Raw genomic sequence first — 9,403 nt, 5'->3', positions numbered from 1 at the left:
TGTCTTGCCGCGGTCCGGCGAACCGCGACGGCCGGGTCAGCCGGTGAGTGCCTGGTCGAGGGTGGGGTGGCAGTCGATCACCGTGTCGACGCCCACGAGTTGCAGGGTGCGCAGGACCGCCTCGGTGGGGGCGGCCAGGCGCAGCCAGCCGCCGGCGTCGGTGGCGGCGCGGTGGGCGGTGAGGAGGATGTTGATGCCGCTGGAATCCATGAACCCGATCTGCCGCATGTCGAGGACGACGCGGGGGCGTGCCGCGTCGATGACCTCGTCGAGGGCTCGCTTCAGGTCGTCGCCGGTGTGGTGGTCGATCTCCCCGGCCGGCGTCACCACGTGCACGTCGCCGGTGACGGCGGTCAGGACGGACAAGCCGGCCGGCGGCTGGGTCGGCTCGGTGTGCTGTGTTCCCACCAGTGGTTCCTCTGCCATGCCGGTGATACTGGCACACCCGTGTTTCGGAGCGAACTCCTGTACCACTGTTTCCCGGCGAACTCCTGTGCAACGCCGAACGCCGGACGCCGACCTCGGGGTGACGGCCCCGTACGGGTAGGGCCCTTCACCGCGACCGTACGATGATCTTCCCCGTGGTACGGCCGTGCAGCATGTCCAGGAAGGCGTCCACGATGTGCTCGAAGCCGTCCACCACCGTCTCGTCGGGGGTGAGGCGGCCACTGCGCAGGTGGGGTACGGCGAAGTCGTACAACTCGTCCTGGAGGTCGGTGTGGTCCCGAACCAGGAAGCCCTCCATGCGCAGGCTCTTCTCCACGATGTCCGCGTGGTCGAAGCGCGGCACGGTCACGCCGGGGGTGTTGTACTGGCTGACGGTGCCGATGCGCACGATACGGCCGTGCGGGCGCAACGCCTCGACGGCTGCCGCGAGTTGCTCGCCGCCGACGTTGTCCATGAAGACGTCGATCCCGTCCGGCGCGGCCTCGGCGAGCAGGTGGGCGGCCGGTCCGTCGTGGTAGTCGAAGGCGGCGTCGTAGCCGACCACCCGCGTGAGGTGGCCGGCCTTGGCGGCCGACCCGGTGCTGCCCACGAGGCGTCCGGCGCCGAGCAGCCGCGCGAAGCGCGCGGTCGCCGTGCCGACGCCGCCGGCGGCGGCCGACACGAACAGGTCCTCGCCCTCCTGGAGCCGCGCGATCCGGGTCAGTCCCACGTAGGCGGTCAGGCCGGTGCCGCCGAGGACGCTCAGGTACGCGGAGAGCGGTACCCCGTCGTGGTGGGGCAGCCGGCGGACCTCCTCGGGGGTGACCACCGCGTGCGTGCGCCAGCCCCGCCGGTGGAAGACGACCTCGCCCTCGGCCATCCGGGGCGTGCGCGAGGCGACGACCCGTCCGAGGGCGCGGCCTTCGAGGGGGGCGTCCAGCGCGAAGCCGCCGGGGACGTCGTCCATCATCTCGCGGTGGTACGGGTCGACGGACCAGTACAGGTTCTCCACCAGGGCGCCGCCGGACGGGGGTTCGGGCAGCGCCGACTCGACGAAGGCGAAGTGCCGGGCGGTGGGGAAGCCGTGGGGGCGGGCGGTCTGGTGGACGGTCAGCGCGGTGTCGGTCATGAGCGGACCGTAGGACGGGAATGCCCCTGGTGGGCAGGCGGTTGGGGTCATGCGACACGTCCTTCCATGAACAGCACTCATACGGTGAGGCAGGCGCCCGGTGACCCGCACGACCGACCCCGATCTGGCCCCGCGGGAACTGCGCGTCCTGGTGGCGGTCGCCGACACCGGCGGCTTCTCCGCGGCGGCCGGGGCGCTGGGGCTCACGCAGTCGGCCGTGTCGCACTCGGTGCGGGGCAGCGAGCGCAAAATCGGCGCCGTGCTGTTCGAGCGCGGCCGGTCCGGCGCGCGCCCCACGCCGGCCGGGGAGGCGGCGGTGGCGCACGCCCGGCGTGTCCTGCGGCTGCTGGACGTGCTGGTGGTCGAGGCGCGCGGGGCGTCCCGGTCCGAGGGGTGGGAGGGGCCGCTGCGGATCGCGGCGTTCCGCAGCGCGGCGCTCCATCTGCTGCCGCCCGTGCTGGAGCGGCTGCGCGCCCGGTGTCCCGGTGTCGAACCCCGGGTGCGGATCGTCCGGGAGGTGGGGCGCGGCACGGCGGGCGAGGTGAGCGACGGACGGGCCGACCTGGCCGTCGCCACGCTCGGCGGCTCCGTGCCGCTCGCGCCGGGGCTGGTGGCGCGGGGCCTGTTCGAGGAGCCGTACGCGCTGGCGCACCCGGTGGGCCATGCCTCCCCGCGCTCCCTGCCGTTGGTCGACTGGGCGGAGAACTGCGGCTCGTACACCCGCGCGTGGTGGGCCGCGCAGGACTGGATTCCCGAGGCGACCGTGGAGGCCGAGGACGACGGGGCGGTACTGTCCCTGGTGGGCGCCGGGCACGGAATGGCGATCATGCCCGCCCTGTCCCTGACCGGTGCACCGGCCTCGGTCGGCATCACCCCGCTCGGTCCCCGGCGCCCGACCCGGCAGGTCGGCTACGTGACCACCCCCGAGCTGGCCGGGTCGGCCGTCGTACGCGCCCTGGTGCGGGAACTGCGCGCCCTGGGGCGGGTGGTGGACGTACCGGGAGCGGATGGCGGGGCACCCGCCGGTGATCCACAATGATGCGATGGTCCGGCTCGAGACTCCCCGTCTGATCCTGCGTCGCTGGCGCGAGGAGGACGTCGGCCCGATGGCTGCCGTCAACGGCGACCCCGAGGTCATGCGGTGGATCCGGGACGGCCGTGTCCTGGACGAACGGCAGACCCGTGCCAGGATCCGGGCCTGGGAACACGAGTGGGAGTCCCGCGGCTTCGGCCTGTTCGCCGTGGAGGTCCGGGCCACCGGCGAACTGGCCGGGCTCACCGGCCTCTCGGTGCCCGGGTACCTGCCGGAGGTACTGCCGGCGGTGGAGGTCGGCTGGCGCCTCGGACGACCGCACTGGGGGCGCGGCCTGGCCACCGAGGCCGCCGCGGCCGCCGTGCGGTTCGGGTTCGAGGAGTGCGGGCTGCAACGGATCGTCAGCATCGCCCAGGCGGGCAACGACGCCTCCCGGCGCGTCATGGCCAAACTGGGGATGCGTCCGGTGCTGGAGACCGTCCACCCCGACCTGGGGCGGCCGGTACGGGTGTTCGCGCTGTCCTCGGACCAGTACGCCGGCGCCGGGTGACGGCGGCGGGTCAGGACCGTGGGCCGTCGAGCGGCAGCTCCCGGTGGAAGACGACCATGGGACGGCCGGCGCCGTCGTAGTCGTCGACGGTCCTCGCGTCGAAGCCGAGACGGCGGTGGAAGGCGACCGAGCCGGTGTTGCCGACCGACGTGATCGCCTTCAGCCTGCGTGCGCCGTGCCGTCGGGCCGCCTCGGCGAACGCCGCGTACAGGCGGCGCCCGAGGCCGGTGCCCCGGGCGTCGTCCCGCGTGGCGATCAGGTGCACGTACCCGGTGCCGTCCGGGGTGACGAACCCGAAGACGTACCCGCGGATCCCGTCCTCGGCCCGCGCGACCAGGCAGGTCGAGCCGAACTCCTGCACCAGGGCGAGGAGGTGCAGCGACCGCAGGTCCCGCTCGCCCCAGTACCGGGCGTGATCGGTGACGACCTGGTGGAAGTCGGCCACCGCGGCAGGTGCGATGTGTGTCCCCATGGTGAGGATCATGCCCCGGCCGCGGCGTGGCCGTGCCGCTACCGGTTGACCGACCGCATGCCCGCCTCGTCGTAGCGCTCCCCCGCCGCCTCCGGCAGCTCCGCGGCGATGCGCGCCAGGTCGTCCGCGGTCAGCTCGATGCCGACCGCCCCGGCGTTCTGCTCCAGGTAGGTGCGGCGCTTGGTGCCGGGGATCGGCACCAGGTGCTCGCCCTGGGCCAGCACCCAGGCGATGGCCAGCTGGGCGGGGGTCACGTCCTTCTCGGCGGCGATCTCCTTCACCTTGACCGCCAGCCGCAGGTTGGCCTCCAGGTTGGCGTCCTGGAAGCGCGGGTTCTGGCGGCGCCAGTCGTTCGCGTCCAGCTCGTCCGGCGTGGTGAACCGCCCGGCAAGGAAGCCCCGCCCGAGCGGCGAGTACGGCACGAAGCCGATCCCCAGCTCCCGGCAGGCGGGCAGCACCTCGGCCTCCACGTCCCGCGACCACAGCGAGTACTCGCTCTGCACGGCGGTGACCGGGTGCACGGCGTGGGCCCGCCGGATGGTCTCCGCGCTCGCCTCGCTCAGCCCGATGTGCCGCACCTTGCCCTCGGCCACCAGCTCGCCCAGCGCGCCGACGGTCTCCTCGATGGGCACGTTCGGGTCGACCCGGTGCTGGTAGTACAGGTCGATGTGGTCGGTGCCCAGACGCTGCAGCGAGCCGTGGACCGAGCTGCGCACGTGCTCGGCCGAACCGTCCTGCGGGCCCACGGTGCTGATGTCGCCCGGTACAGCGTCGTCCATCCGGTAGTTGAACTTGGTCGCGATCACGTACTCGTCGCGGTGGCCCCGGATCGCCTCGCCGACCAGCGACTCGTTGGTGAGGGGGCCGTACATCTGGGCCGTGTCGAGGAAGGTGATGCCCAGGTCCAGGGCGCGCCGGATGGTGGCGATGCCCTCGTCCTCGTCGGCGGTGCCGTAGAACGCGGACATCCCCATGCATCCCAGGCCGATGGCCGACACCTCGAGGTCCCTCAGACTGCGCTTCTGCATGACGTGTCCCGGTCCTTCCCTGCGTGTGTGTGCGTCTCGTCCCGGCGGTGCGGGAGCCACTCGTCCATCTAGCGACAGAAGGCGCCGACCGGCATCCCGAGCCGGTGCCGCGGGTCCCGCCCCCGTCAGCACGACGCTACGACCTGGAGTGCGCTCCAGCGCAAGCGCTCGTCGGCCGGGGCGGGCGAGCAACCGGTCCGCGGGGGCCAGCCCGCCAGGCATGCGGGGTTGCGGGCGGGGAAGACGCGACGAGCGCGGCGCATGCGTGTCGGTGCAGGCCGGGCCGGTGGAGGCCACGGGCCCGGTGCACGGGGCCGGGCCCGCAGGCGTCCGTGCGGGTGCGGGGCCGGCAGGCCCCATACTCAGTGATCGTCGCGGCCGGGTCCGGCGGCGACGGGCGGTGATCGGGTGGAAAGGGCAGACAGGACATGAGCGACGGGGGCCGGCCCAGCATGCCGGAGACGGTGGACAGTCCGGCGCTGCGCACGCAGGCCAACGGCACGGCGGCGCGGTGGCTCCTGCGGCACAAGGTGCAGCCGGTGGGCCCCGCTGCGGGCGAGGGCCACGCCACGTCGCAGCCGTGGTGGAAGGTGATGTGCCTCACCGGCGTCGACTACTTCTCCAGCCTCGCCTACGTCCCCGCGATCGCCGCCACGGCCGCCGGGGCCGTGTCCCCCCTGGCGACGCTGCTGATCGTGGCGCTGACGCTGCTGGGCATGCTGCCCATGTACCGCAGGGTGGCGAAGGAGAGCCCGCACGGCGCGGGGTCGGTCGCCATGCTGGAGGACCTCCTGCCGTTCTGGTGGGGGAAGCTGTTCGTCCTGGTCCTGCTCGGGTTCGTGGCCACGTCGTGGATCATCACCATCACGCTGTCCACGGCGGACGCCACGGTCCACGTGATGGAGAACCCGTTCTTCCCGTCCGCGCTGCACGGCCACCAGGTCGGCCTGACGGTGGCGTTGCTGCTGCTCCTGGGCGGGGTGTTCCTGCTCGGGTTCAACGAGGCGGTCAGTGTCGCCATCCCGCTGGTCGCCGTCTTCCTGCTGCTGAACGCGATCGTCATCGGCGTCGGCCTGGTGCACGTCTTCACCACCGGCGGCGCCCTGTCGGGGTGGACGGACGCGCTCGCCGACACCGGGGGCGGCTTCGGTGACCTCGTGGGACCCGCGGTGCTCGCCTTCCCGCTGCTCGTGCTCGGCCTGTCCGGGTTCGAGACCGGCGTGAGCATGATGCCGCTGATCGCGGCCGAGGGCGACGACCCCGAGCAGCGGCTGCGCGCCCGCATCCGCAACGCCCGCCGGCTGCTCACCACGGCCGCCGCCATCATGAGCGTCTACCTGCTCGCCGCGAGCATCGTGACCACCGTCCTCATCCCGAAGGACGCGTTCGAGCCCGGCGGGGCCGCCAACGGGCGGGCGCTGGCCTGGCTGGCCCACGAGCAGATCGGTGAGGCGTTCGGCACCGCGTACGACATCAGCACCATCCTCATCCTGTGGTTCGCGGGCGCGTCCGCCATGGCGGGGCTGATCAACATCGTGCCGCGCTACCTGCCCGACTACGGCATGGCTCCCGAGTGGGGGCGCGCGGTGCGGCCGGTCGTCCTCGTGTACACGGCCCTGTGCGTGCTGATCACGATCTCCTTCGACGCCGACGTCGACGCCCAGGCCGGCGCGTACGCCACCGGCATCCTGGCGATGATGGTCTCCGGTGCCTTCGCCGTCACCGTGTCCGTCACGCGCGGACGTCGCCGGCTCGCCACGATCGGCTTCGCGGCCCTCACCGCGGTGCTGCTCTACGCCCTGGGCGCGAACATCGTCGACAAGCCCGACGGCATCGCCATCTCCGGGTTCTTCATCATCGGCATCGTGGTCGTCTCGCTGGTCTCCCGGGTGGCGCGGACCACCGAACTGCGCGCGGACCGCATCGTGTTCGACGACGCCGCGCGCCGCTTCGTCGCCGACACGCTCGCCCACGACGACGCCATCACCCTCATCGCGAACCGCCGCGACACCGGCGACGAGGCCGAGTACCGCGCCAAGGAGCGCGAACAGCGCGGTGTGAACCACGTGCCGGGGCGGGCCGACGTGCTGTTCCTGGAGATCGACGTGGTCGACCCCTCGGACTTCAGCGACACGCTCACCATCCAGGGCGTCCAGGTCGGCGACTACCGGGTGCTGCGCGCCGAGGCGCCTGCCGCGCCCAACGCCATCGCGGCGATCCTGCTGGCCCTGCGGGACGCCACGGGCGTGCTCCCCCACTGCTACTTCTCCTGGGCCGAGGGCAGCCCGCTGGTGCACATGCTGCGCTACTTCCTCCTCGGCCGCGGCGACACCGCCCCGGTCACCCGCGAGATCGTGCGCAGCAACGAGCCCGACCCGGAGCGTCGCCCGGCCATCCACGTGGGCGGCTGAGCGCCGGCCGCCCGGACCGGCCCGGGCCGTGCGTCCTCGGGTCAGCCGACGAACTCGTGGGCGAGGGCGATCATGGCCCGGGCCGCCGCGCCCGGGCGGTGGTCGCCCGGGACCGCGAGGGACAACGGCCACTCCAGGTCGGCGTCGTGGACGGTGCGCACCGCGACGCCCTCCGCCGGGCGCAGGGCGAAGCGGGGCAGCAGGGCCACGCCCAGGCCGTGGCGGACGAAGTCCACCCCGGTGCCGATGTCGGTGATCTCGACGGCGACGCGGCGGGGCACGGACGCGGCGGCGAAGGCCCGGTCGGCCACGGCCCGGTTGCCGTAGCCCACCGGGGAGTCGACGAAGTCGAGCCCGGCCAGGTCGCCGAGCGACACCCGCTCCCGCCGCGCCAGCGGATGCCCGGCCGGTACGACGAGGTCGAGGACCGAGCTGGTGAGGTCGATCAGCTCGATGCCCGCGGGGCGGGGGCCGGGCAGCGAGACGAAGGCGAGGTCGAGCCGCCGTTCCAGGAGAGCCTCGACCAGCCCCGCGGAGCCGGAGGGCAGCGCGCTGGTCTGGAGGACGACGCCCGGGTGGCGGCGGTGGAACTCCCCGAGCAGCGCCGCGAGGTCGAGCAGACGGACCGAGGTGAGCGTGCCCAGCCGCAGGGTGCCGCGCAGTCCGCCGCGGACCTCGGCCACCGCGTCCGCCGCTTCCCGGGCGGCGTGCAGGGTGGCGCGGGCGCGGGGCAGCAGGGCGGCCCCGGCGTCCGTGAGGAAGACCCGCTTGGAGGTGCGCTCCAGCAGCGGCGTGCCGAGCTCGCGCTCCAGGCTCTTGATCGTGCTGGAGACGGCGGACTGCACGACGTGCAGCCGGGCCGCGGCGCGGGTGAAGTTGGCCTCGTCGGCCACCGTGACGAAACACTCGAGCTGACGCAGTTCCATCCCCCGAGTCTCCCCCAACCATCTCCCGGAGAGATGGCAACGCTCTCCAAATCTCGTTGGACGAGATGGCTGCGGCGGTCCACGCTGGTGGGTGTCGGAGCAGTTCCAGCAAGTCGCTCGCCCCAGATCGGGAGCCCGTCATGGCGCAGTCGGTGTCCGCACTCCATCAGGTCCAGCAGCTCCCCCGGCCCAGCCGCGCGGTGACGCCCGGCGGCGGCCGGCGGCACGGCATCGGGTTCGCGCTCATCGCCTTCGCGTTCCTCACGGCGATGGCGTTCTCCACCGTGCCCACGCCGCTGTACCCGCTGTACATGGCCGAGGACGGGTTCTCCACCTTCATGGTCACCGTCGTCTTCGCCACCTACGCGGTCGGCGTGATCATCAGCCTCGTGCTGGCCGGCCACCTCTCGGACCAGTTCGGCCGCAAGAAGCTCCTCCTTCCCGCGATCGGCCTCGAACTGGCCGCCGCGGTCCTCTTCCTGACGAGCACCTCGCTGCCCGTCCTGCTCGTCGCCCGGCTCGTCACGGGCCTGGGCGTCGGCATGGTGACCGCCACCGCGACGGCCCACCTGCACGACCTGCACACCGCTCACCGGCCCGGTGCCTCAGCCCAGCGCTTCGAGCTGGTGTCCACCGCGGCCAACATCGGCGGCCTCGGCGTCGGCCCGCTCGTCGCCGGGGTCCTCGCCCAGTGGGTCACCGGCCCGCTGCGCACCCCGTACCTCGTGTTCGCGGCCCTGCTTCTGGCGAGCGCCGTCGCGGTCGCCCTCACACCGGAAACCGTCGAGAAGCCCCGCACCCGGCCGGCCTACCGGCCCCAGCGCATCTCGGTCGACCACGGCGACCGGGCGGGCTTCAGCGCCGCCGCGGCCGCGGGGTTCGCGTCCTTCGCCGTCTTCGGCCTGTTCACCTCGGTGGCCCCGGGTTTCGTCGCCGGATCGCTGCACCACCCGTCCCGCGCCCTGGCCGGGCTGATCGTCTTCGTGGTGTTCGGTGCGGCGGCCACCGCCCAGAGCCTGACGGCCCGACTGAGCACCGCCGCCAAGCGCACCCTGGGCCTGGTGGCCCAACTGGTCGGCGTGGTGACCCTCGTCGCGGGGATGCGCACCGGCGACCTCACCGCCTTCCTGGTGGGCGGCGTCGTCGCGGGCATCGGCGCGGGCGTCCTGTTCAAGGCCTCCGTCGGCACGGTGGCCGCGCTCGCGGCCCCGGCACAGCGCAGCGAGGCCCTCGCCGGACTGTTCCTCATCTCCTACCTGGGCCTCACCCTGCCCGCCGTGGGCATCGGCGTGGCCACCCGCTCCTTCTCCGCGGTCACGGTGATGACCTGGTTCGCCGCCGCGCTGCTGGTCCTGCTCGCCACGGTGGCCGCCCTGGCCCGCCGCCGGCCGGCCGACGCCGGCTGAGGGACATCCCGCGCGTCGTACG

General features: G+C 73.4%; 9 protein-coding genes. 4 read left to right on the top strand and 5 right to left on the bottom strand.

Annotated elements, in window-relative coordinates:
- Positions 1-36: 36 nt before the first annotated feature.
- Positions 37-426 carry an STAS domain-containing protein gene (locus AQJ30_RS04725; protein ID WP_079083812.1) on the bottom strand — a complete coding sequence of 130 codons (390 nt, stop codon included), beginning with the start codon at positions 424-426 and terminating at the stop codon, positions 37-39.
- A 127-nt stretch (positions 427-553) separates the two neighbouring features.
- Complete coding sequence (locus tag AQJ30_RS04720) at positions 554-1,555, bottom strand: NADP-dependent oxidoreductase (RefSeq protein WP_067228730.1); 1,002 nt, start codon at positions 1,553-1,555, stop codon at positions 554-556.
- 100 nt (positions 1,556-1,655) lie between these two features.
- On the opposite strand from AQJ30_RS04720, the gene AQJ30_RS04715 reads away from it, so the two are divergent.
- Positions 1,656-2,594: a LysR family transcriptional regulator gene (locus AQJ30_RS04715; RefSeq protein ID WP_067228728.1), complete on the top strand. Its 939-nt coding sequence runs from the start codon at positions 1,656-1,658 to the stop codon at positions 2,592-2,594.
- A gap of 4 nt (positions 2,595-2,598) precedes the next feature.
- Positions 2,599-3,138 carry a GNAT family N-acetyltransferase gene (locus tag AQJ30_RS04710; protein WP_079083810.1) on the top strand — a complete coding sequence of 180 codons (540 nt, stop codon included), beginning with the start codon at positions 2,599-2,601 and terminating at the stop codon, positions 3,136-3,138.
- 10 nt (positions 3,139-3,148) lie between these two features.
- Here the strand turns inward: AQJ30_RS04710 and AQJ30_RS04705 are convergent, their stop codons facing one another.
- Together AQJ30_RS04705 and AQJ30_RS04700 are read right to left on the bottom strand one after the other, a co-directional pair.
- A complete protein-coding gene (locus AQJ30_RS04705) occupies positions 3,149-3,622 on the bottom strand; it encodes a GNAT family N-acetyltransferase (protein ID WP_067228727.1) in 474 nt (157 codons plus the stop codon).
- Positions 3,623-3,648: 26 nt separating this feature from the next.
- A complete protein-coding gene (locus AQJ30_RS04700; protein ID WP_067228725.1) occupies positions 3,649-4,638 on the bottom strand; it encodes an aldo/keto reductase in 990 nt (329 codons plus the stop codon).
- 428 nt (positions 4,639-5,066) lie between these two features.
- Here AQJ30_RS04700 and AQJ30_RS04695 point away from each other — a divergent pair, with 428 nt between their 5' ends.
- Positions 5,067-7,049, top strand: a complete 1,983-nt coding sequence (locus tag AQJ30_RS04695) for an APC family permease (protein ID WP_067228723.1) — start codon at positions 5,067-5,069, stop codon at positions 7,047-7,049.
- A 41-nt stretch (positions 7,050-7,090) separates the two neighbouring features.
- On the opposite strand, the gene AQJ30_RS04690 is transcribed toward AQJ30_RS04695, so the two are convergent.
- A complete protein-coding gene (locus AQJ30_RS04690; protein WP_067228722.1) occupies positions 7,091-7,975 on the bottom strand; it encodes a LysR family transcriptional regulator in 885 nt (294 codons plus the stop codon).
- Between the two features lie 140 nt (positions 7,976-8,115).
- On the opposite strand from AQJ30_RS04690, the gene AQJ30_RS04685 reads away from it, so the two are divergent.
- Positions 8,116-9,381 (top strand): MFS transporter, encoded by a 1,266-nt coding sequence (locus tag AQJ30_RS04685; RefSeq protein WP_067228720.1) that lies wholly within the window; start codon positions 8,116-8,118, stop codon positions 9,379-9,381.
- Positions 9,382-9,403 lie beyond the last annotated feature (22 nt).

Source organism: Streptomyces longwoodensis (assembly GCF_001514125.1).
GTDB lineage: Bacteria > Actinomycetota > Actinomycetes > Streptomycetales > Streptomycetaceae > Streptomyces > Streptomyces longwoodensis.
This window is presented reverse-complemented; position numbering and strand designations above follow the sequence as displayed.